This window comes from Mucilaginibacter sp. NFX135, from assembly GCF_048565145.1.
Lineage (GTDB): Bacteria > Bacteroidota > Bacteroidia > Sphingobacteriales > Sphingobacteriaceae > Mucilaginibacter.
On the sequence record NZ_CP183412.1, the window covers coordinates 2,473,326 to 2,495,418 of the forward strand.

Here is a 22,093-nt window from a genome sequence, read left to right on the forward strand (position 1 = left end):
AATAAAATCAAAATTACGGGTAAATTAAATATCATCTCCGGGTCATAAACAATAGAAAGACTATATTTTTTCTATAAAATAAACTTTTTAGTATATTTTTGTATCGTTAATTTAAAGAACATGCTTACTAAAGCCGAACGAACAAAACAATTTATCCTGGAAACAGCAGCCCCTATTTTTAATCAGAAAGGGTTATCCGGCGCCAACATAGACGACGTACTTGCCGCCGCTAAACTGACTAAAGGATGTCTGTACGGACATTTTGAAAACAGGGAGGATTTGGCCTTGCAGGTTGTTGATTTCATGTTGAACACTAACGGTGAAAAAATGCTGCTCACCATTAGCAAGGGTAAAACCGCAAAGGCCAAGGTGTTCGCTTTTCTCGATTTTTATAAAGATCCTTTAAATACTTACCTTAAAGGCGGATGCCCCATATTTAATATCGCAGTAGAGTCGGATGATAACTTTCCGGCCATTAAAGAAAAGATTGCGGGAGTCATTCGTCAGGGCCAGGAATTATTTGTCAATATTTTAAATCAAGGAATTCAGAGCGGTGAGTTTTCTGATCAACTGGATCCGGCTGTTTATGCATTTAAAGCCGTTGCCGCTGTTGAAGGGGCGGTTGTGATGTGCAGAGCAATGAATACAGCAAAGCCAATGGCGGCTTTGCTCAAAAGCCTTAAAGCGGAATTGGAAAGCTACTCAATATAATTTTTTTAATATAAAATATACTAAAAAGTCTATTATATATTAAATGGAAATAAAACTAAATCATTGTTTTTTATAAAAGTAAAGTAAAATATACAGCAATAGGATTATAGTAAAATATACTAAAAAGTATAAAATAGAACCAAATAGAATTAATAAAAGAAATTAAAATCATGCAATTAAAAAGAAAAACGGTATTAGTCACAGGTGCCTCATCGGGTATCGGACTGCTTGTTGCCGGCAAGCTCCACGAAAACGGCTACCAGGTAATCGGCACAAGCCGCAATCCGGAAAAACACCAGGCAAAATTACCATTTAAGGTACTGCCATTGGATCTGAATGATGACCATTCCATAGCATCGTTTGGCAAACTGCTGTTCAGTGAGATCAATACTTTAGATGTGCTGATCAACAATGCGGGTTCCTTAGTAAACGGACTTGCCGAGGAAACCCCTATTGCATTAGGCAAGCAGCAATTTGAAACCAACTTTTGGGGAACCATCAAATTAACTAACGAATTACTGCCTTATTTCAGAAAACAGAAACATGGGAAAATAATCACATTGGGTTCCCTGCTGGGTTTAGTGGGCCTTCCTTATGTATCCTATTACGCGGCTTCCAAACATGCGCTCGAAGGTTATTTTAAGTCGCTTCGGTTTGAATTGAACCAGTTTAACATCAAGGTGGTTATGGTTGAGCCGATGAGTTTTAAAACCAGTATCGGCGAAAGCGGAACCGTAGCGACAGGAACCATCACAGATTATGACCAGTTCAGGCAAAAGGTCACCGCGTATACCAAAACTACATTTGACCAGGCACCCGAACCTACTCCGGTTATCACAGCTTTACTGCAAACAGTGAAGGAAAAAAATCCAAAGTTTAGTTACCCTGTCGGAAAAGGATCATCGATCATACTCTTGCTCCAACATTTCGCATATAAGATTTTCGAGAAATCCATTCTGAAATCAGTTTATGCTTCAAAATAGAATTAACATCAAGAAATAAAACAATGCAATTAAAAGGAAAAACGGTATTGATCACAGGTGGTGCATCAGGTATCGGGCTGGAATCAGCAAAACAATTTTTAACCAATGGCGCCAATGTGATCATCACCGGCAGAAACCAGGGAAAATTAGATGAAGCAAAGAAACTATATCCGGCAATTACAGCCATTAAAAGTGATGTATCAGATGCAGATGACGCGCAAAAGCTTTTCAACCAGGTACAGCAACTGGGCGGTATAGATATTTTATACAATAACGCAGGAGTGCTGACTGATCCGATTAACCTCGGAACGGCAAACGGTCGGCATTTTGATGACGCGGCGTACGAAATGAACGTCAACTACCTGGGTGTGATCCGGCTTAACAACCTGTTTATCGAAATGCTGAAATCAAGAAAAGAAAGCGCGATCATCAACACCACTTCGTTACTCAGTTACGTTCCGTCGTTGCTGGAAGCTACTTACGCGGCATCCAAAGTAGCGTTGCAGTTTTACACCAAAGCGCTTAGAAAGCACCTGCAAATTTTGAACAGCAGCGTAAAGGTTTTTGAACTTTTACCTCCGCTTGTTGCCACAGAAATGACAACTGAGATGAACGGCAAAAAAATGACCACGGCAGATATGGTGAAAGCGTTTATTGCCGGCCTTCAAAAAGATCAGCTTACTATCCGTATAGGTGATACCAAAACAGCTTATATCCTCAACCGGATTTTTCCGAAATTGATTTTTAATTTGGCTAACCCTAAGAAAAGTTACCAGATAATAGCCTCTTAAAAAACACTATAACCATAAAAAATGAAAGCATTTATTATAGATAAATATAAAAGTAAGGATGGCGGTAAGATAGGGCAAATACCCGTTCCCGAATTAAAAGCAGATGAAGTATTGGTGGAAGTACATGCTGCCGGTATCAACCTGCTGGATTCCAAAATCAGAAACGGAGAGTTCAAACTTATTTTGCCGTATAAAACACCATTTGTTCTGGGGCATGACGTAGCCGGTGTAGTAACTAAGGTTGGGGCACGGGTGCAACAATTTAAAGTTGGAGACGAGGTTTATGCGCGACCGGCAGATCATCGGATCGGAACATTTGCGGATTTTATTGCTGTTAAGGAAACCGATGTAGCGCTTAAGCCAAAAAAGTTATGTATGGAAGAAGCTGCATCCATCCCGCTGGTAGGCCTTACCGCCTGGCAGGCATTGATTGAAAAAGGACAGCTTAAGAAGGGACAGAAAGTATTTATCCAGGCCGGTTCTGGCGGTGTTGGCACATTTGCCATTCAGTTAGCAAAGCATTTGGGTGCTATAGTGGCTACAACTACAAGCGCAGCTAACGCCGAATTAGTAAAAAGCCTGGGTGCCGACGTGGTTATCGATTACAAAAAAGATGACTTTGAGAAAGTTCTGCATGGCTATGACCTGGTTCTGAATAGCCAGGACGGAAAAACGCTCGAAAAATCGTTGCGCGTGTTAAAACCAGGTGGAAAACTCATCTCAATCTCGGGCCCGCCCGATCCGGATTTTGCAGCAGAAATAGGAGCCCCCTGGTACATTAAATTAATTCTGCGCTTGCTGAGCTCGGGAGTAAGGAAGAAAGCAAAACAGCTTAAAGTGGGCTTTTCCTTTTTATTTATGAAAGCAAACGGGCAGCAGTTAAAGGAAATTACAGACCTTATAAATTCTGGTACTATAATACCGGTTATGGATAAAGTTTTTCCGTTTGAATCGATCAAAGAAGCAATGGCTTATGTTGAAAGCGGCAGGGCTAAAGGAAAGGTTGTTGTAAAAATGAAGTAAGATGGCCTTACCTCGTTCAGGATGACAACGATGGACGTTTGGACAATTTTTAAAGCCAGGGTGTGCGCGATTTCTTCCGTCGGGAAGGGGCAATGTCTTTAAATTAAGAGATCCGAATGCGCCGTAGGTGCATAATGTCGGTAGAAAATTCATTTTTCAACATTTTAGCGTGCCATCGGTACGCAACTCGCCAAATACCGTACCGATGGCACGGTATTTTTACATGCTATTTTCTACCGACATTTGCCCCCCTGTTGTCAATCCTTAACTTAATGACATTGCGGGAAGGGGAGGACGGGGTTTCATCCCCAGACAATTCAGTCGCTTGTATAAACCCCTCCCTGCTACCTCACTGACAACCGCACCCCTCCCGTGGAGAGTGAACTTTTAGTATCCGGAAGGACAAAGAATTTTAAAATATAAGAACGTTTTGTTCTTTTTTAATTATTAAATTTAAGCATAATCTCCCAACCGTGACCTTCACAAACAGAATTGCTGCCGTCTTATTAGTATTAATTTTTTATGCGGGTAATAATACTGCTTACGCACAACTTTGGCGCTATTTGAATGATAGCCCGGGGGCAGAAAAGGCCGCGGATATGGCGTTGAAAAAAGAAGCCTTTTCGGTAATCACCAAAAGGATAATAGCCTATGGGGATACATTTTCATATGATGTTATGACCTACGCTATTCGATCATTTGATGGCCGCCCCGCTAAAATTAGTTTATGGGAGAAACCATTTAGTGATCGTATATTTCATATCGATCTTCCTGATGACAACTTGATTATCCCGGATTTTTATTGTTTGACGAGGGTTCGTCATCTGAGTAATGATATTTTAGAGATTGTGTATAGCCCGCGTGGCGGTTCTGACCAAGGATTTGATAATGTATTATTGCTCGGGGTTAATAAAGGTAAATTCAGTGTGGTAATGGAAATATTATCCATTAACGAATATGATGGACCTGGAGAGTATGGCTTATATAACCTGCATTTAAAGCTATCCGGCAAAAATGTGAATGATTATCAGCTGGCTTTACATGTCAGAGATCTGCTCAAGTCTGATAACCCCAAAAAAAGTTTCGACAGAAGTGGCAATTACATGCTAAAGTTTGATAAAAGCCTGCACATTTTTTATAATGAGATGAGATCGATGAATGCGGTTGTTGAACTGTATGATACTAAAACCAGTAAAACTAAACTCAGGCAAATAAAGGGAAGCTATCCGGTAATAAAGCTTGGTGAGTATGAGTACATTTTTTTAAATGGTTTATGGTATGAAGTCACTAAAGATCACGCTACCGGAAAATACTTTTTTAGTCCTAACAGCATAAGGCCGGGTCATAAAAAGTAAAAAAAATCACTACAGCCATCGCTCGGCTGGAGCCCACAGGTGTTGGGAAGACCCTAAAAAAGCAGCGAGTTGTGCGGTTCTCCTCCCGAGAGTAATAGCCCATCAAATGACAGGAGGGGTAGCCCGCTACGGGCACACCAAATTTTTACAATTATTTTCTACAAACATGTAGTCCCTACGGGACATAGAGCAACAATTTAAGCTGTAAATGTGGCTGTATTTCATGTCCCGTAGGGACTACATATTTGTAGAAATAGAACCAAAAGGTTTTTTGCCTCATTAGGGGCTACACCACTTGAATTAGTATAGATGCTGTCTTTTCATGGGCTATTCCCCTTGAGAGGGGGGATTTTGATAAAAAATCAAAAAGGCCTGTCACCCTGAGCCTGTCGAAGGGCGCGTGCAGAGGCCTGCCCACCATGCTTCGACGCAGCTCAGCATGTCACCCTTTTTAGATTCAAAATGATGAAGGTAATTTCCCTACGCACTCTCCTTTGGAGCGGGCTGGGCTACTGCTGCCTCCTTACGTTGAGCCATCAGGCTTTTGCCGGCTTGCAGTAGTTCCTGGGTAATGTTGCGGGTATAGGTTTTGATCTCCTGCTGAAAATCATCAACCGAAGCACCCGAGCGGATCTCTTCGAGGCGTTTTTCCCAGTTGCCGGTCAGTTCAGCCTGTGCTATTTTTTGGTCTTTTACTACATTATATACGCTTAGCCCGGTAGCGGTTGGTACCAGGTTCTTTTTTTCGCGGATGATATAATCCCGTTTAATCAACGTTTCAATGATGGATGCACGGGTGGCCGGTGTACCCAGTCCGCTATCCTTCATGGCGTAGCGCAGCTCTTCATCTTCAATTTCCTTGCCCGCGGTTTCCAGCGCTTTTAACAGCGAAGCTTCGTTGTATAGCGGTTTTGGCTTGGTTTGTTTTTCGAGCAGGGCTTTTTCGGGGACAGGCAGGCGCTCGTCTTGCAGAACTTTAGGCAGACTCGCGTTTTCTTCATCCTTCTTTTCCTCGTCGGGGTCGTTTAACACCGAACGCCAGCCCGCCGAACTGATCACCGTTCCGCTGGCCGTAAATAACGAACCCGATTGTACAGTGATCTTGGTGATCTCCTTAATACATTCCTGGTGAAAAGCTTCCAGCATGCGCGCGGCTACCAGGTCGTAAATAGCCTGCAGATCGCCCGAAAGCTGATATGGTTTTTCGCCGGTAGGTAGTATGGCGTGGTGATCCGTTACTTTTTTGGCGTTCACACTGCGCTTATTGAGTTTTATGGTAGCCAAAAAAGCGGCTTGTTTGCCAAATTCGCGGTGCTCGTTAAATTTCTCAATTAATCCAGGCACCGTAGCAAATACATCGTCGCCAATATAGCGGCTGCCGGTACGCGGATAGGTAACCAGTTTGCCTTCATACAGCGTTTGCAGCAGGCCAAGGGTTTGGTCGGCCGTAAAGCCTTTGCGCTTATTAGCTTCCTGCTGCAAGCTGCTCAAATCATGCAGCAGCGGAGGTGGCTCCTTGCGGGGTTTGGCTTCTACACTCAGGATATGCGCACCGTTAGGAAAGCCCGAAGGCACATCCTCTACCTTATCTACTATGGCTTGTGCCTCTTCGGTGGTTTTAAAGCTTTCGGTGGAGATAGCCCGGAAAACCTGGCCATCCTTATCTACCTGAATGCTCACCTGGTAGTACAGCTGCGGCACAAAGTTCTTGTTTTCGAGGTAGCGCGAACAGATCATGGCCAGAGTAGGGGTTTGCACCCTGCCCAGCGAAAGCACCGACCGGGTTCCTGCCGAAATGCTGAGGGCCTGTGTGGCATTCATGCCCACCAGCCAATCCGACTGGGAGCGGCAATGCGCCGAATTGAAAAGCGTATCATAATCGGTGCCCGGTTTCAGGTTGCGGAAACCTTCTTTGATCGCCTCATCCGTTTGCGACGAGATCCAGAGTCTTTTAAAGGGCTTTTTGCATTTGAGGTAATAATAAATATAGCGGAAGATGAGCTCACCCTCGCGCCCGGCATCCGTAGCTACAATGATCTCGGTAGCTTCGTCAAACAGCGCCTTAATGGTATCCAGTTGTTTTTTTACCGAGGGATCATCCACCATACCATCCTTGGTTTTTACCTTGCGGATGCTGAGTTTGAACTTGGGCGGCAGCATAGGCAGGTTTTGAACGCTCCAGCCATAAAAGCCATACTCCTGCGGAGGTGCCAATTGTAAAAGGTGACCGAAGGCCCAGGTAAACGTATAGCCTTTGCCTTCCATATAACCATCCTTTTTGGTGGTAGTGCCAAATACTTTGGCAATTTCGCGGGCTACGGATGGTTTTTCGGCAATTATAACTTTCATGTACAGGATGGTACTCAAAATTAATTTGAGGGGCGAAAGTTAGATAAACCGGGCGGTTGCTACAATGAATGTGGAAAAAAGGGGGAGGAAGGGTCGACTCACCCGGTCATCGCTTCGCTCGACCACCCTCTCTTCGCCTTCGGCGGAAAGAGGGAATTTTTTAAAAAAAAACGTCATTGCGAGGCACGAAGCAATCTCTATGCTGTACAGAGTCACTTTGCATGGCGTATACCCGCTCTTGGCCGCGGGAAGGCCGGTTACTTTGTAGCCACAAAGTAATCAAAAGGCTTGTCAGCAGAAATGCTTCTTGCCACACATGGCCTTTGCCCCGCAAATCAGACAGAACCACGGGCTGCAATTATTTGCCCTGCTTCGCAACCACAATTCCACCTCTTCTGCAAAACTTGCAATGCCCTTACAGCTGCACAGCCCATCATTGTTCTGCCTGCTTTCGCCCGAAGCTGTTCTGCTGACGGGGAAAAGAATATCAAATCACGTCAATTGCAAGGAGGAACGACGTGGCAATCCCCTACTTACAGAGCGGACCTGCCTATCGGGGATTATTAATCTTTTGATTGTTTTCTGTCGGTATTAATGAGCTCCGGTCGGTTGTCTTCGTACCTCAATGACGTGTGGAGAGAAGAGTCAGGCAGAAACCCCTTGTTATTCTCCTCAACTTTCGGTATCTTTATATACATTCACAGCCCGGTTTTTTCTCCTCAAAAAAGAGAAAACCGGGCTGTTTGGTTAAGGGAAAAATAACCCAAAAAACCAACTGTTTTGTCTGCAGTTATTTGATAATCGGTAAATTAAAACTTTTTAAAGTTTTAAAAACCACTCAAAATCGCGTCGAAATTTGTTAAAAAGTGTTAAAATCGATGGTTTTGAATAAATTTTGACCCGTTTTTACCCCGTTTTTCGTCCGAAAAGTGTTAAAATTTAAGGTTTAAAAAGTTTTACGATAAAAAAATGCCCGCGAAAAATCGCGGGCATAGGGTGATAAGATTGGAATATAATGATAGCCATTTATTGGCTGCTTTCGTTCTTGATGCCTTTGAGTAAAGCGTAAATAGCCATAGCATGGCCGTGACCGAGCTCAAAATCGGTTTTAAGCCAGTTTACAATATCTCCGGCTTTTGCGGTGAGTTCGCCGTTTTGGGTATAACCCTTTTCTTCAGCCAGTTTTCTGAAATCGGCTGCGTCTTTACCGGTTTTGGCTTTGATGGTGGTAAGGTATGCTTGGAATGACATGCTTTTATAATTTTATAATGCTGATTACTAATTGATTGGGCTTGCCAGGAAATCCTCCACAATCAGGCTGAAACTTTCAACTTTCCTGCTGCTGGCATTCGGGAAAAAGGCCTCGCCAAAATATTCGCCATGGGCGCCAGGCAGTATAGCCAGTTGACCGTGGGGCAATAAACGGGACATTTCGGCAGCATGTTCCGGAGGAGTCAGGTCATGATCACCAATCACTACCAGGGCGGGAGCTTGTATAGAAGCGATCTGTTCTTTGGTCCAACCTTTAAATACGCTCATGCGCTGAACGTCTTTATTAAACATGTTCGTAAGCCCTGCCTGTGTACCTATTTTTAGATACTCGTCTTTGTAAATCTGCGGCATATCGCTGTATTTGGGATTTTTGAAACCCTCCCAGAAACCTACGGGTACAGCATCGCGGCTATAAAATGCCGATGCTATGATAAGCCTGTCGACCAGTTTGGGATGCCTCAGGGCTATTTCGAGGGTAGTTTGGCCGCCGTTGCTAAAACCCAGTACGTCGGTTTTAGTGATGTTAAGCTGGCGTAACAGTTCGGCTACATCATCTGCATCCTGGATAAAAGTTTCAGGAGCATCACGGTCGCTGGTATGGCCGTGGGCTTGTAGTTCAACGGCAATTATCTGGTGCGTTTTAGATAGGATAGGTATGATAAGGCCGAAAGAAGTGCTAAGGGTTGAGCCGCCGCCATGGATCAATACCAGGGGTTTGCCAGTACCATGTACCTCATAGTACATTTTTATACCGTTTACGTTGGCATATTTGCCTTGTTCTGTTGTTTGGGCTTGGGCCTGTGTCGCGCTGCCGGCTGTCATCATAGCCATAATCATTAATGGGATGTGGGTGAACTTATTATTGATAGCGTTTTTCATGGTTGTAAATTTTATATTCAAATGTACAGCCGTCAGCTAAATTGCCAAATGGCCGTATCCGACAATTAAAGGGGCGCTTTGCGACAAAGCAGTGTACTAATCTGAATAATACTATAATTGGATAAATCAAATTGCAGAATTGCTGCAATGAAAACAAGATGGTTTACACGGCAGGAGCTGTTGCAACAGGATTGATGGTGATTTTTTCCTTTTGGTAGTCATGCAACTCCCTGATGATCTTTGAAGGGCTTTTCCATTCAAAAACATGAATAAGCCAAAGGGTAATACGCATCAGGCCGGTGGCATGGGCAAGTCCGCCGGCCAGTTGGGCAATGGTTTTATCACGGGTGCTGATGCAATTGGTATAGGCAGAATCTTGCTTGGTCAATAGGTCTTCTGCAAAACACCATGCGCCATCGCGGGCATTGCCAATACTAAACTGGATGATAATAGAGTAATTGGAAGAGTGCAGTCCCAGTAGGGAAAGCAGCGGCGATATCCGGTTGATCTCACTGATCACTTCATAAGTTAATGCCGAAATGATGGTGTTAATGGCATCAAAGTCTTTTTGTACGCCATCCATATTTCCATTGGATACTTCAACTGCAGCAATACCCAGATCGAGATTGATATGAGCATTCATCCCTAATAGTAATTGTTGTAATACCAATGGTGATGATCTTTCGGCGGTTTCAAAGGCGACGCGCCAGGAGTCGCTCAGGGCTTGCTTGTTTTTCCAGGCGGTTAATGCATCCAGGTACCGGTTGGCAAAAATAACATCGAACTTTTCCATCCGGGGGCCATTTTCAAACTGGCCTTTAACAATACCATCGCGAACGGAGGCGGTAACTTTATAATACAGGGCAGCAAAATACCCTATACGGTTGTTGGTGGCAATGCTTTCGGTAATAATGGTTTGCAGGGCATCAATGACCTCATTAATAGTGGTGGCGGGCATAGGTGTTCAGGTTTAAGTGGTGCTGCCCTAAAGTTAAATAAAATAATAATACGGATTAAACCACTATGCCGCACCGTGAATATCAGGAGGTCATCTCCCTAAAGATTTCATCAAATGACTTGTTTTTTTGTTTCTGGAACATGCCGTTAAAACGATCGTTAACCGGGGTAAGCAATTGGATGCACATTTGTTTATCTTCATCAGGTAAGCCGTATGACATCATTTTGGCCACTTTCTGTACCTTGTCTTTGGCTATCATCAATGCTTCCCTGCCTTTGGAGGTTACCTGTAGCCTTTTTACACGTTTATCTTCAGTATCGGCATATTCGCTTACCAATCCTCTTTTTTTGAGCCGGTTAAGCATATTGGTACCACTTGAGAGCTCGATAATGTTGTTATAAATGGCTTCGGATTTGATGGGGTTTACTTCGTTGAAAATAGTGACCAGCAAGCCAAATTCTTCTATCTGGTCAAACCCCGTGCCCTCCAGGGCCTTGTTGGAGTAAGTGATATGGTATTTGGCAATCCGTCGTAACAGGATCATCAGGCGGCCATTGATGTCCGGTATCAGTTTTTCCTGCTGATCGGTTTTTTGAGGTGTTTTTGAAATCAGGGATAGTTGATATCTGAAAAAATTATCCAACGTAGCATCGGGGTTTTGCTCCTCGTAGGCACCCCATAGCTTAACCAGTTCTACCGTTTTGTTCAATGTAATTACTTCCTTTTGGTAGCAAATTTACATAAAAATGGCATAATATATGACCTTTATTATAACCAAAAGGTATATATTTGATTATATAATATAACCATATGGTTATGTTATGATTGACATTCTATTTAACTGATCGCATTTGTTTGTTAACTGAATTATTAAAGCTTAACTCATTTTTATGAACTTACAAACCCTTCTTCAAACTTTGCTTGTTCTGCATCTTTCCGGGCTGGTGATCATGGCCGGTACTACCGTTGTTGATTATACCGTATTTAAAACCTTTTGGAAATACATTGACCGCGGCGAACCAAATCCCGCCGGGCTAATGGAAGCCACCTCAAACTCGGCGCGGCTTATTGGTATAGGGGCGGCTTTGCTTGTACTAACCGGTATAGGGATGATGGCTATAACTCGTGGTGTTTTTGGCGAGCAACTTTGGTTCAGGATAAAATTTGGCCTGGTGGTTGTTTTGATACTCAACGGAATATTGAGTGGCAGACGGCAGGGTACCAAACTCAGAAATGTTGTGGCCAATTCAGGAGCCATACTGCTTGCCGAGGCTTTTGTTTTGCGGGGACGGCTCAATCGCTTTTTTCTGCTGCAGTTATGCCTTTTTTTGCTCATCGTGTTCCTGAGCGTATTTAAATTCAACTGATCATTAAAACAACAACCCATAATCCGAATGGAAAATCAATCCTATAAATTATTGATCATAGGGGCTAATGGCGGCATTGGCAGGCAGTGTGTTGAGCTTGCCCTGGATGCCGGACATAGGGTTACAGCCCTGGTTCGCAATCCGGCTAATCTGCCATTAATGCACCAAAACCTGGAGGTAGTTCAGGGTGATTTGCTGATACCCAGCACATTTGAAAAATACTTAGCCGGCAACGATGCTATTATATCGGCGATTGGCGTTAAGGGTGGTATGTTTGGCGATAAACCGACTACTTTGTACTCGGATGGCAATGCGAACCTTTTACGGGCCATGGAAAATGCAGGGGTTAAACGGTGCTTCTTTATATCGGCCTCGGCTATTGAAATAAGTCCGGTGATACCTTTTTTTGTCAGATTGATAGCAAAATATGTTATCCAGAAGCTTTTAAAATACATGTACGCCGATTTGCGCAAGATGGAGCTCATCATCAAACAAAGCGATGCCCGGTGGACGATTATCAGGCCGCCTCAACTCACCGATCAGCCAGTAACCGGGCATTACCGTATAGCCATTAATGATTGGCTGAAGGATTGTCTCAAAATATCCCGCGCAGATGTAGCACATTTTATCATCCACAATGTCAATAACCCGGCTGTTATCAAAACCACAGTTGAAATAGGTTATTAATAGTTTTTGCTTAGCCGATGTTTTGACTGATGAGCCCGGCCAAACTCCGTATCTCGGTAAAATCATCCGCTATATATTGGGTATTGACATGCGAGTCGGTGCAGATGAGCTTTCTGATCAATCCGGAGTTCTTTAATTTATTAATGCCATCGTTTACAAAAAGTCCGTGTGTGGTGATCACATAGATATCGCCAGCACCGGCATTTTTATAGGTTTGCGCGGCGTTAATAATACTACCTCCAGAGCGGATCATATCGTCGTAAATAATTACTGTTTTGCCGGCTACATCGGCGTTAATGGCGCTTACTTCGGTATGATCGCCTTTAAGACGGCGTTTGAGAATAAAGGCCGCGTTTACGCCCATGTCATTAGCGAGCGATTCTACCCATTTGGCCCTGCCTGCATCAGTGCTGGCCATTACAAAATTATTGCCCCCGTATTCACGGGCGGCGGCTATAACGATGTCTTTGCAATAAACATGCACGGGGTATAGGCCGTGTTCAAAATAGTATTGTATGCCTTCGGAGTGAAGGTCGAACAGTAAAACCTTGTTGCCGCGATTGGAACGGGGAATACAGGATAAAAGTCTTGCCCTTGTTTTGGCCGTCACAATTTCACCGCTTAACACAGCGCGTTCCATAGTGGAGTAGCCAAAATAAGGTATAACCAACGTGAGTGAGTTAGCACCATAGCTCACCAGCGATGAAGCCAGATCATACAATTCCAATGTGGCCTGGTCGGAAACAGTACCGCCGAGCAGTACCACATCACGATCTTCTACATTACAGATAATGCGCTGATAGCGTTCGCCATCCGTAAAATGGCTTACTTCCAGTTCGCCTTTTTCAAACAGGCCGGAGGCTAATACTCTTTCGGCCAGGTACTCATAGTCGGTTATATTAAATAGTAACTTTTTCATGTTGATATTATTTGGCGTTTGCCTTTACCTGTTCAAAACTGATAGTATTTACCAGCTCTCCATTCTCAAACACGGTTTGTAAATAATCGCTTAATTCGCGATGCTCTTGTTCTTTGACAGTTTTAAAGATGCCGTTTATTTTTACCAGTTTCAAACGACCGCCTTTGCTTTTTTTGAAACTTTCGGTAATGTGGCCTTGGGCATCCATTTCGGTTGGGCTTTTTTCAACGGCCACTTCTTTGCCATTGATCACGGCGCTGCTGCATTTAAGCGCAAATTTTTGAGTATCGCGATCAACTTTTTGGAGTAAAGCTCCTCCCATGCCCAGTACCAGGTTTTCGGCGCTGATGCCGTTTTCTTTTAGTTTTTTGTAGATGTTTTTGATCTCGGTATAATTAACACCATCGCCCTGTATCACCCTTAGTTGTGGCGGTAACACTTTGTATCCTTTGGCGTTAATGGTGTACCCAAATTTGCTGAAAAGGATCTCAAATATCTCCAGTAGGGTCCTGATGGGGTCGCCGCTGTCCGGGCGGATAACCAATGTACCCTCGCGGTTCAGGATCTCGTCCCGTAGTTCGGTGCCCCAATACTCTTCGCATGCCCTGAAGATATTGTAGCTGTCAGACACGCAGGCAATGGTGCCGGTAGGGAAGCTTTTTAATACGTGCCTGAAAACTTCCAGCTCGCCCTCTTTGCCCAGCAGGGTGCAAATGCTGTGCTCTGTTGCCGGAATACTTAGGCCATAAACTTTCTGAGCATCGTAATAATTAATAGCCATGCTGCTGCCGGCCAGGTTATCGCTGCCGCTGAAGTTAATAAGGTGAGCGGCTCCGCCCAGTTTGGCGCTTTCCACGCTGCTTACACCACGGAAACCAAAATCGTTCAGTACAAAATCAATCCCAGCCTCAGCACCGTCAGTAGCGGTTTCCCGGTAGTATTTGGTGATAACCTTCCTGATCTGGTTACTGAGGGTAGCCACGGTACATGGGTACCATACTTGCATCAGCAGGGTTTCTAAAAAGTTGGTAAGCCAGTAACACTCCGGATCGGTGTTTTCAATGGTCATCAGCACGTTGCCTGTGGGCACAGCGGTACCTTCGGCAACCGCCTTTATTTTAATGGGCAAATGGCCGTTATATTTATCCAGGATATATTGGAATTTTGCACGGTTAAATACATCATCCCTGCCAAATACCTGTTGCAAAAAGCCTTCGGCTTCGTTAATGTCTTGTTGTGTAAATGCTTGTCCTTGAATGTATTCCTTTAAAAAGTATTGTAACCCAAAAAATATGGTTTCGTCAAACCAGCCGCCACGGCTTTCCAGGTAGCTGTATATTTGAGTAGTGCCGGGATAGTAAAATTTATGGTGGGCGTATTTATATGCGTCAGCCAACAGAATCAGATTTTCGCGTTTCATGGCTTTATTTTTTTAGGTATTTATTAATGATAAATCAAATAACTCATGGTGTTCATCGCTGATGAAACCGTCGGTTAACATCTGTGGCAGATCTGATAATTTAAACCAGTTAAGATCGATAATATCATCTTTTGCTGCCGGAGAGCCGGCTGTCCAAATACAACCGCGTCAACGGCTACTTTAATGTTTTGAGAGGTTGACATGCTACAAAGTTATTAATATGCACACAGCAATCAAGTTCGGTTGTTGATGGTTGTTATGTAATTGATTTCTTTTGAAAAAAGGTTATAATTAATGTTAATAACTAAAAAAGGTTATATAGTACAAATATAACTTAATATGGTTATTTTATTTTGATATAAATAAAATTAGTTATAATTTAGCATGTGTAAATGCGGATGTTATGAAAATATATGGAGTTGTTACGGGGGATATTAAAAATTTTACCAGGCTATCAGATCAAAAGCGTGGTAAGTTAGTAAGCGATACTGAACACTTATTAAGATCGATGGTCCGGCAACCTATGGATGCTGCCATATTTAGAGGTGATAGCTATCAGTTTATAACCGATAACATAAGTGATATTTTAAATAAATGTATACGGTTGATATGCTGGTTTAAAATGAATTCTGATAAACATAGTGTTACCCGTTTGGGTACCCGGCTTTCAATCGGAATTGGTGAAATAGCGTATCTTGGTAAAAATGTTTTAGATTCAGATGGAGAAGCGTTCCATTTTTCGGGAAGAAATTTTGATAAAATGGATAAAGAGGAGATCATCAGGCTCACTATCTTTGATGAGGCTAAAACTAATACCTACCAGGTAATACTGATGTATATTAATATGATTATAAAAGGATGGACGATAAATCAGGCAGAAACCATTTATCAGCTATTAAGTATAGAGGATAGTACGCAGGAAAAAATAGCAAAGGAGCTGAAAATGAGTCAGCCGGCTGTAGCCAAAAGCTTAAGAGCCGCAAAGTGGAAAGAGGTTGAAAAAGGTATTAGTTATATAAACGCGGATCTGAATAAACAATATTTTGCATAATGGAATTGGGTATTTTATTAAGGTTATTAATGGCGCATCTGCTGGGTGATTTTCTGCTACAGCCCCTGAGTTGGGTAAAGGCTAAGGAAAGAAAAAAGGAGAAAGCACCTCAAATGTATTACCACGTATTAGTGGTAACCGTATTAACCTACGTGTTTTTGTGGGACTGGGATAAATGGTATTTCCCGATGATTGTACTAGTGAGTCATTTGGCAATAGATATCTGGAAAAGCCATCGTCCCAATAACTTCCTCTATTTTTTGTTTGATCAGTTATTACATCTTACTGTTATTTTCCTGATTTGGGTAGTGGTTTATTTTGACTGCCATTGGATAACAGCATGGGCGGTTAAATACTTAAACTCTCCTCATTTCTGGACATTGATATTGTCTTATTATTTGGTAATTGGTCCCTTAGGGATAGCTATTGGCAAAGCAACAGAAAAGTGGCAAAAAGAGGCGGCCATGGATACCGGGGGCTTAAGTAAAGCCGGCATGTGGATTGGACGATGCGAACGTGTTTTGATATTAACATTTATTATCAGCAATCAATATACAGCTTTAGGTTTTTTAATGGCAGCTAAATCCATACTCCGCTTTGGCGATAAGGATGATCGGGAGCAAAAGAAAACGGAATATATTTTGGTAGGTACTTTAATCAGTTTTTCATCAGCCGCAATTGTTGGGGTAATAGCGAACTGCATTTTAAAAACCTAATCAGGATAGTTGAGTAAAGCACATTTATAAATCTTAGTTATTTGCACAAATATACGCATATTGAACATTTGGGTAACTCCCCAGATCATTTCAAGAACACTGCTTAATTATATCTGTAGAATTTTGTGTTGAATTAGCTTAACCAGAGCGAATTTTACATAAATTTAAAACGGAATTAACAGAAGCAAAAGTTGGCCATAAAACCCCTACCCAATGAAAGTGAGTTGATAAAACAGGTAGCCTGTGGCAACGAGCGTGCTTTTACAAAACTTTTTGATGCTTATTACAGGCAGCTGGGTGATTATGTGGTAAGACTAACAGAATCTGTAGAATTGGCCGAAGAAATTGTACAAGATGTTTTTATAAAGATCTGGACTAAAAGAGAATGTCTGACCGAAATAGATAATTTTAGTTATTACCTGTTCATTATCAGTAGGAACCAGACCTATAATTTTCTTCGGAAAAAAGCAAGTGAACGGGTGCGTCAATTAGCTTGGGAAAAACAATTTGAGGAGGAGATCTATGAATTAGATCAGGTAAGTATAGAGGAGGCTTGTCGTATCCAGATTGACAAAGCCGTGAGTAAATTACCTCCGCAGCAGCAAAAGGTTTATCTCCTGAGCCGAAACGAAAGGTTAAAATATGAAGAGATAGCTGCGGTTTTAAATATCTCTGCCGAAACCGTAAAAAAACATATGAAATTGGCGTTGCGTTCTATCAAAAACAGCATCAGCCTGGAAAATAATAATGTGATCATCCTGATCTTATTGACCCCGTTGTTATTTAAATAAAAAATATTTTTTCGGGCATTACCCCTTTTTTATTGCTTTTGGGTCTTTAGGGTTATAAGACTGAAAAGCATGTCTGAGAGATTAACCTATTTATTTCGTCGATATTTTGATAAAACAGCAACCGGGCAGGAACGGGATGAGCTTATGCGTCTCATTAACGATCCCGATTCTGAGGCGATAGTTACTTCGCTGATGGAGGAAATGTATTTATCTGGTAACCAGACAACGCATGATCCATTTGCCGAAGGAACACGCGAAAAAATATTGGGTGCCGTTTTAAGTGAAAATTTAGCAGATAATTTTAGCGATAACGTGGTGCCAATAACCCCGAAGAGGTTTTTATGGATGAGATATGCTGCTGCCATTGCTCTGTTTTTAGGTGTATCCCTTGGTTTATATGTGTATATTGATCATAATTTTCAGGAAAAGCTTACTGCAACCAAATCCCGGAATGATGTAAAGCCTGGTGGAAATAAAGCCATCCTGACGCTTTCAAACGGAGCGAAGATCGTATTGAATGATGCAAAGGACGGAACGCTGGCACAGCAAGGGAATGCCTCTGTTGTAAAGCTGGCTAACGGTGAACTGGCCTATAAACAAGCCGGCTCTACTAACGAAGCACCTGTTTACAACACGATGTCGACGCCGCGCGGCGGGCAATATAGGCTGCAGTTGCCTGATGGTACTCTGGTGATGCTTAATGCAGAATCATCTATTACTTACCCTATAGCATTTACAGGTAATGAACGTGTCGTTACGATATCAGGCGAAGTTTATTTTGAAGTTACCAAGAATAAAAAAATGCCTTTCCGTGTACATTTCAGTGATCAAACGGTTGAGGTATTAGGTACCCATTTCAATATTTGCGCTTATAAAGATCAGCCTGCCTTTAAAACAACGCTTATAAAAGGCTCGGTAAAAATTTCAAAAGCTGGCGAAAATCAATTATTAGTACCAGGTCAACAAGCCATTTATGAGCCCGACAGCCATAAGTTTAACGTGAAAACGGTGGATACAGATGATATTCTAGCCTGGAAAAATGGTTTGTTCCTGTTTGACAATACCGAGATCGATAATGTAATGCTTCAATTAGCCAGGTGGTACAACATAGAGGTAATTTACAAAGGACCTAAGCCAACCCTGAATTTTACGGGAGAGATCAGAAAAGATAGTAATTTATCCAGGGTATTTAAGATCCTGGAATCAACCGGCGGCGCAAAGTTTGCGATTAACGGAAACATGGTAACGGTTGAAAAAAAATAAATACAGAAGAATATTAGCCAATTAATTAAAAACCAATAAACTCCTATAAAATGAGAAAACGAAAGACATAACCTCCCCAAAAAGGGTTTCCCAAAGCAAAGCCCCCCCGGATTCCGGCCAGGGAGGCTAAATGATTGGATCAACCCAAATTACAATTGTAACCCATTGATTTAAACTTAACCCAAACATTCAAATGTATGAAACTACTTCTACATTCTAAAGCTCCTATGCCTTATGGCGAGGGGTTTAAAAACACAAACCTACGCGGTAGCTATTTTAAACAGGTATTACGGATAATGAAACTAACGGGCGTCCTTTTATTTGTACTGACCATGCACCTGAGCGCATCAACCATGGCGCAAAAAGTTAACCTTTCTAAGGAAAACGGTGACCTGAGATCGGTTTTAAAAGAGTTGCGAAAGCAAACAGGGTACTTGTTTATGTATAATAATCAGGTTATCAAAAAAGCCCGGCCTGTGTCTATACACGTAACTAATACGGAGCTTAGCGAAGTGCTGATAAAAATATTTAAAGATCAGCCATTAACCTATGAGCTTGATGACAATACCATCATCATCAAAGAGCCAACCCAGCCATCGGGTAATGATCAAAATGAAAAGCGGGTACCCATCCGCATTACCGGTAAGGTAGTCGATAAAATGGGCGTATCCATCCCTGGGGTAACCGTACAGGTCAAAGGGACTTCCATAGTTACTTCAACTTCAGCCGATGGAACATTTACCATCAATGCCGAAAAAGGAAGTGTTATTCAATTTCGCTTTATTGGTTTTGAAATGAAGGAGGTGGTGATCGAAAATCAAACAACACTTGCCGTTACATTAAATGAGGATCAAAAAGGGTTGAATGAAGTAGTGGTAGTTGGTTATGGTACCAGCACTAAAAGGCAGCTAACCAGCGCCATCTCTACCGTTAAGGCTGAGCAATTTAATGCCGGTGTGGTATCAACACCAGCCGATCTGTTAGAGGGTAAAGTAGCCGGGTTAAACATTACCAATGATGGTAACCCTAACGGAGCTGCAACAGTTACCCTCCGTGGCCCCTCAACCGTACGCCCCGAAGGTTCATCAGCATTTTATGTAATTGATGGTGTGCCTGATGCCGATTTTAAATTAGTTGCACCAACAGATATTGCCTCAATTGATGTGTTGAAGGATGCCTCAGCCGCTGCTATTTATGGTACCAGGGCCACTAATGGGGTAATTATTGTTACCACCAAAAAAGCCAAGCCAGGGCAGTTAAGGATGTCATATGACGCTTATGCATCAATGGATAAGATATCCAACTCGTTTAAAGTAGCCAGCGCCGATCAGTTAAGGGCTTATGTTAAAGCCAATGGACAAAGCTTTACACCGGCTAATGATAATGGCGGTAATACCGACTGGCAAAAAGCGGTGGAACGCAGCAGCGGTTTTTCTCAGAATCATAATCTTTCATTCGGCGGCGGTACAGATAAAACAGTTTATGGCGGAAGTTTAAATTACCTGGATAACCAGGGTATTGTGAAAACCAGTAATTTAAAGCGTGTTATCGGCAGGCTTAACGTATCCCAAAAAACATTGAATGATAAATTGAAACTCGACTTTTCTGTCAGTAATTCAGTAACTAATTCAGGTTTGCTGGTGAACGATATTCCGTTATATACAGCAAATGGTCAAAGTCCGGGCTTGTTTAAATCAATAGTGCAATATTTGCCAACCCGTACCATTTATAATGCTGATGGTACATTGTATAATGATCCCACTTTAAAATTGGGTTATAACCCGGTAGGCCTGATCACCAATGATACCTATCAACAAAAAATCAATCTTTTATTGGCTAATACCAAGGCCGAGCTGCAATTGCCATTTGGGTTATTGTATAATTTAAACTTAGCCTATCAGAGCAGGACCACCAATAATAACACCTATTATGATTCGGCTTCGGAATTGGCGCCAAACCTGGGTGGAAAAGCTACACGCTCAACCTATGAGGATACTAAAAAGGTATTCGAAAACTATTTATCCTATGCCCATAACTGGGGCGATAAGCATGATTTTAAGGCTTTGTTTGGTTACTCGTATGATGAAACTACGGTAGGCAATGGCTTTCAGTCAGTAGCTCAGGGCTTTCCGTCTGATGCAACCAGTTATTATAATTTGGGTTTAGGTAGCCAGACAGGTCTCAACTCAGATCTTGGAAACACAACTTTATCATTTAATACCTTACGTTTAATATCGTTTTATTCGCGCTTAAACTACAGTTATTTAGGCAAATATATTTTACAGGCCTCTATACGCCGCGATGGTTCAAACGCGTTCGGTACCAATAACCGCTGGGGTTATTTTCCCGCAGTTTCGGCAGCATGGCGGGTTATTGATGAATCATTTATGAAATCACAAACTTTGTTTGATGATCTGAAAGTTCGTATCGGTTATGGGCAAACAGGTAATGCATTAGGATTCAACCCATATACACCGCAAACCTTATACGGCACAACTGGCTACTTTTATTATAACGGGGTTTATACCAGCGCCGTTGGTATAACTCAAAATCCCAACCCAGATTTAAAGTGGGAAAACACAGCTACCTTAAACGGTGGTATTGATTTCTCCTTATTTAAAGGGCGATTGAGTGGATCAGTTGATGTTTACAATAAAAAAACAACCAACATGATCTTTAATATTCCTGTTGCGCTGATCAATAACTTTGTGGGTACCACTACCGCCAACGTAGGCAGTATGAGCAATAAAGGAGTTGAGGTATCTTTAAACGGAACCCCTGTAAAATCAAAGGATTTTACCTGGAGCAGTTATGGAAATATAGCCTTTAATAAAAACAAGATCACCTCGATGGGTGCCAACCTTTCAAAAATTTATGTAGGCGATCCGGAAGGGCCAGGACAAAGTGGTATTAAAACATCTATTATTGAATCAGGATACCCGCTTGGCGAGTTTTATACGCTGAAATATATTGGCCGTACTAATGGCGTATCAACCTATCTGGGTGCCAATGGCCAACCTACAACTACGCCAACAAGTGCCGATCAAACTTATGCCGGCAATGCGCAGCCAACCTATACATTTGGCTGGGGTAACGATTTTACTTATAAAAAATTCACTCTGAATTTCTTTTTCCGGGGTCAGGGCGGTAATAAAATCATGAATGCATCACTGGCAAGCTTTAATCAGCCTACACAAGCCTCGGCACATGGCGTACCTGTGCTAACATTGAGCGAACCGGCTAATGATGTAAATGCGAATTTATACTCAACCCGTTACCTTGAAAGCGGCACTTTTGTGCGGTTAAGTAACGCAACCTTGTCATACAAAACCAAGATCCAGGGTAACTACATACATGGGTTACGTTTTTATGTTACCGGTACCAACCTGTTTATCATAACAAAGTATAAGGGTGTTGACCCAGAGTTGAACCTGAGCCTGAATAATCAGGCCAGCGGCCAGTTTATAGGAGTAGATAGTAATAACTTTTATCCTAAAACACGGAGCTTCCTGGCTGGTGTACAAGTAGATTTATAATACCTAAAACTTAATTGACATG

General features: G+C 42.3%; 19 protein-coding genes. 12 read left to right on the forward strand and 7 right to left on the reverse strand.

Annotated elements, in window-relative coordinates:
• The first annotated feature begins 120 nt into the window (after positions 1–120).
• From ACNURT_RS10570 to ACNURT_RS10590, 5 genes are all read left to right on the forward strand, one after another.
• Entirely contained in the window at positions 121–711 is a 591-nt protein-coding gene (locus tag ACNURT_RS10570) for a TetR/AcrR family transcriptional regulator (RefSeq protein WP_419701721.1), read from the forward strand.
• A gap of 170 nt (positions 712–881) precedes the next feature.
• A complete protein-coding gene (locus ACNURT_RS10575; protein WP_419701722.1) occupies positions 882–1,694 on the forward strand; it encodes an SDR family NAD(P)-dependent oxidoreductase in 813 nt (270 codons plus the stop codon).
• Positions 1,695–1,717: 23 nt separating this feature from the next.
• Positions 1,718–2,485, forward strand: coding sequence for an SDR family oxidoreductase (locus ACNURT_RS10580; protein ID WP_419701723.1), 768 nt, complete (start codon positions 1,718–1,720; stop codon positions 2,483–2,485).
• 21 nt (positions 2,486–2,506) lie between these two features.
• A complete protein-coding gene (locus ACNURT_RS10585; protein ID WP_419701724.1) occupies positions 2,507–3,508 on the forward strand; it encodes an NADP-dependent oxidoreductase in 1,002 nt (333 codons plus the stop codon).
• Positions 3,509–3,981: 473 nt separating this feature from the next.
• Positions 3,982–4,863 carry a hypothetical protein gene (locus tag ACNURT_RS10590; protein WP_419701725.1) on the forward strand — a complete coding sequence of 294 codons (882 nt, stop codon included), beginning with the start codon at positions 3,982–3,984 and terminating at the stop codon, positions 4,861–4,863.
• Between the two features lie 480 nt (positions 4,864–5,343).
• Here ACNURT_RS10590 and topB read toward each other — a convergent pair whose 3' ends face one another.
• From topB to ACNURT_RS10615, 5 genes are all read right to left on the reverse strand, one after another.
• The gene (gene topB, locus ACNURT_RS10595) at positions 5,344–7,212 is read right to left on the reverse strand and encodes a DNA topoisomerase III (protein ID WP_419701726.1); all 1,869 of its coding nucleotides are present in this window, start codon (positions 7,210–7,212) and stop codon (positions 5,344–5,346) included.
• Positions 7,213–8,238: 1,026 nt separating this feature from the next.
• A complete protein-coding gene (locus tag ACNURT_RS10600; RefSeq protein WP_370996637.1) occupies positions 8,239–8,463 on the reverse strand; it encodes a DUF4287 domain-containing protein in 225 nt (74 codons plus the stop codon).
• Between the two features lie 27 nt (positions 8,464–8,490).
• Complete coding sequence (locus ACNURT_RS10605) at positions 8,491–9,363, reverse strand: alpha/beta fold hydrolase (protein WP_419701727.1); 873 nt, start codon at positions 9,361–9,363, stop codon at positions 8,491–8,493.
• Positions 9,364–9,526: 163 nt separating this feature from the next.
• Positions 9,527–10,321: a DUF5995 family protein gene (locus tag ACNURT_RS10610; protein WP_419701728.1), complete on the reverse strand. Its 795-nt coding sequence runs from the start codon at positions 10,319–10,321 to the stop codon at positions 9,527–9,529.
• Positions 10,322–10,403: 82 nt separating this feature from the next.
• Entirely contained in the window at positions 10,404–11,030 is a 627-nt protein-coding gene (locus ACNURT_RS10615; RefSeq protein ID WP_419701729.1) for a MarR family winged helix-turn-helix transcriptional regulator, read from the reverse strand.
• A gap of 181 nt (positions 11,031–11,211) precedes the next feature.
• Between ACNURT_RS10615 and ACNURT_RS10620 the strand changes: the two genes are divergently transcribed.
• Both ACNURT_RS10620 and ACNURT_RS10625 read left to right on the forward strand, forming a co-directional pair.
• Complete coding sequence (locus ACNURT_RS10620) at positions 11,212–11,688, forward strand: hypothetical protein (RefSeq protein ID WP_419701730.1); 477 nt, start codon at positions 11,212–11,214, stop codon at positions 11,686–11,688.
• Positions 11,689–11,715: 27 nt separating this feature from the next.
• The gene (locus ACNURT_RS10625; protein ID WP_419701731.1) at positions 11,716–12,375 is read left to right on the forward strand and encodes an NAD(P)-dependent oxidoreductase; all 660 of its coding nucleotides are present in this window, start codon (positions 11,716–11,718) and stop codon (positions 12,373–12,375) included.
• Between the two features lie 10 nt (positions 12,376–12,385).
• Here ACNURT_RS10625 and ACNURT_RS10630 read toward each other — a convergent pair whose 3' ends face one another.
• Positions 12,386–13,294 (reverse strand): ribose-phosphate diphosphokinase, encoded by a 909-nt coding sequence (locus tag ACNURT_RS10630; protein WP_419701732.1) that lies wholly within the window; start codon positions 13,292–13,294, stop codon positions 12,386–12,388.
• A gap of 7 nt (positions 13,295–13,301) precedes the next feature.
• A complete protein-coding gene (locus tag ACNURT_RS10635) occupies positions 13,302–14,714 on the reverse strand; it encodes a nicotinate phosphoribosyltransferase (RefSeq protein ID WP_419701733.1) in 1,413 nt (470 codons plus the stop codon).
• Positions 14,715–15,117: 403 nt separating this feature from the next.
• Here ACNURT_RS10635 and ACNURT_RS10640 point away from each other — a divergent pair, with 403 nt between their 5' ends.
• The 5 genes from ACNURT_RS10640 (at position 15,118) to ACNURT_RS10660 (ending at position 22,071) form a co-directional block, all read left to right on the forward strand.
• On the forward strand, positions 15,118–15,765 hold the full coding sequence (locus ACNURT_RS10640; RefSeq protein ID WP_419701734.1) for a hypothetical protein: 648 nt from the start codon (positions 15,118–15,120) through the stop codon (positions 15,763–15,765).
• A complete protein-coding gene (locus ACNURT_RS10645) occupies positions 15,765–16,481 on the forward strand; it encodes a DUF3307 domain-containing protein (protein WP_419701735.1) in 717 nt (238 codons plus the stop codon). Before ACNURT_RS10640 ends, ACNURT_RS10645 begins: the two co-directional genes overlap by 1 nt.
• 191 nt (positions 16,482–16,672) lie before the next feature.
• Positions 16,673–17,272 carry an RNA polymerase sigma factor gene (locus ACNURT_RS10650; RefSeq protein ID WP_370996647.1) on the forward strand — a complete coding sequence of 200 codons (600 nt, stop codon included), beginning with the start codon at positions 16,673–16,675 and terminating at the stop codon, positions 17,270–17,272.
• Positions 17,273–17,341: 69 nt separating this feature from the next.
• Positions 17,342–18,535, forward strand: a complete 1,194-nt coding sequence (locus ACNURT_RS10655) for a FecR family protein (RefSeq protein WP_419701736.1) — start codon at positions 17,342–17,344, stop codon at positions 18,533–18,535.
• A 197-nt stretch (positions 18,536–18,732) separates the two neighbouring features.
• Positions 18,733–22,071 (forward strand): TonB-dependent receptor, encoded by a 3,339-nt coding sequence (locus ACNURT_RS10660; protein ID WP_419701737.1) that lies wholly within the window; start codon positions 18,733–18,735, stop codon positions 22,069–22,071.
• Positions 22,072–22,093 lie beyond the last annotated feature (22 nt).

Bases quoted from the DNA above. Each gene is read 5' to 3' on its own strand.
- ACNURT_RS10570 (WP_419701721.1), top strand. From the start codon at position 121: ATGCTTACTAAAGCCGAACGAACAAAACAATTTATCCTGGAAACAGCA.
- ACNURT_RS10575 (WP_419701722.1), top strand. From the start codon at position 882: ATGCAATTAAAAAGAAAAACGGTATTAGTCACAGGTGCCTCATCGGGT.
- ACNURT_RS10580 (WP_419701723.1), top strand. From the start codon at position 1,718: ATGCAATTAAAAGGAAAAACGGTATTGATCACAGGTGGTGCATCAGGT.
- ACNURT_RS10585 (WP_419701724.1), top strand. From the start codon at position 2,507: ATGAAAGCATTTATTATAGATAAATATAAAAGTAAGGATGGCGGTAAG.
- topB (WP_419701726.1), bottom strand. From the start codon at position 7,212: ATGAAAGTTATAATTGCCGAAAAACCATCCGTAGCCCGCGAAATTGCC.
- ACNURT_RS10600 (WP_370996637.1), bottom strand. From the start codon at position 8,463: ATGTCATTCCAAGCATACCTTACCACCATCAAAGCCAAAACCGGTAAA.
- ACNURT_RS10605 (WP_419701727.1), bottom strand. From the start codon at position 9,363: ATGAAAAACGCTATCAATAATAAGTTCACCCACATCCCATTAATGATT.
- ACNURT_RS10610 (WP_419701728.1), bottom strand. From the start codon at position 10,321: ATGCCCGCCACCACTATTAATGAGGTCATTGATGCCCTGCAAACCATT.
- ACNURT_RS10620 (WP_419701730.1), top strand. From the start codon at position 11,212: ATGAACTTACAAACCCTTCTTCAAACTTTGCTTGTTCTGCATCTTTCC.
- ACNURT_RS10625 (WP_419701731.1), top strand. From the start codon at position 11,716: ATGGAAAATCAATCCTATAAATTATTGATCATAGGGGCTAATGGCGGC.
- ACNURT_RS10630 (WP_419701732.1), bottom strand. From the start codon at position 13,294: ATGAAAAAGTTACTATTTAATATAACCGACTATGAGTACCTGGCCGAA.
- ACNURT_RS10635 (WP_419701733.1), bottom strand. From the start codon at position 14,714: ATGAAACGCGAAAATCTGATTCTGTTGGCTGACGCATATAAATACGCC.
- ACNURT_RS10640 (WP_419701734.1), top strand. From the start codon at position 15,118: ATGAAAATATATGGAGTTGTTACGGGGGATATTAAAAATTTTACCAGG.
- ACNURT_RS10645 (WP_419701735.1), top strand. From the start codon at position 15,765: ATGGAATTGGGTATTTTATTAAGGTTATTAATGGCGCATCTGCTGGGT.
- ACNURT_RS10655 (WP_419701736.1), top strand. From the start codon at position 17,342: ATGTCTGAGAGATTAACCTATTTATTTCGTCGATATTTTGATAAAACA.
- ACNURT_RS10660 (WP_419701737.1), top strand. From the start codon at position 18,733: ATGAAACTACTTCTACATTCTAAAGCTCCTATGCCTTATGGCGAGGGG.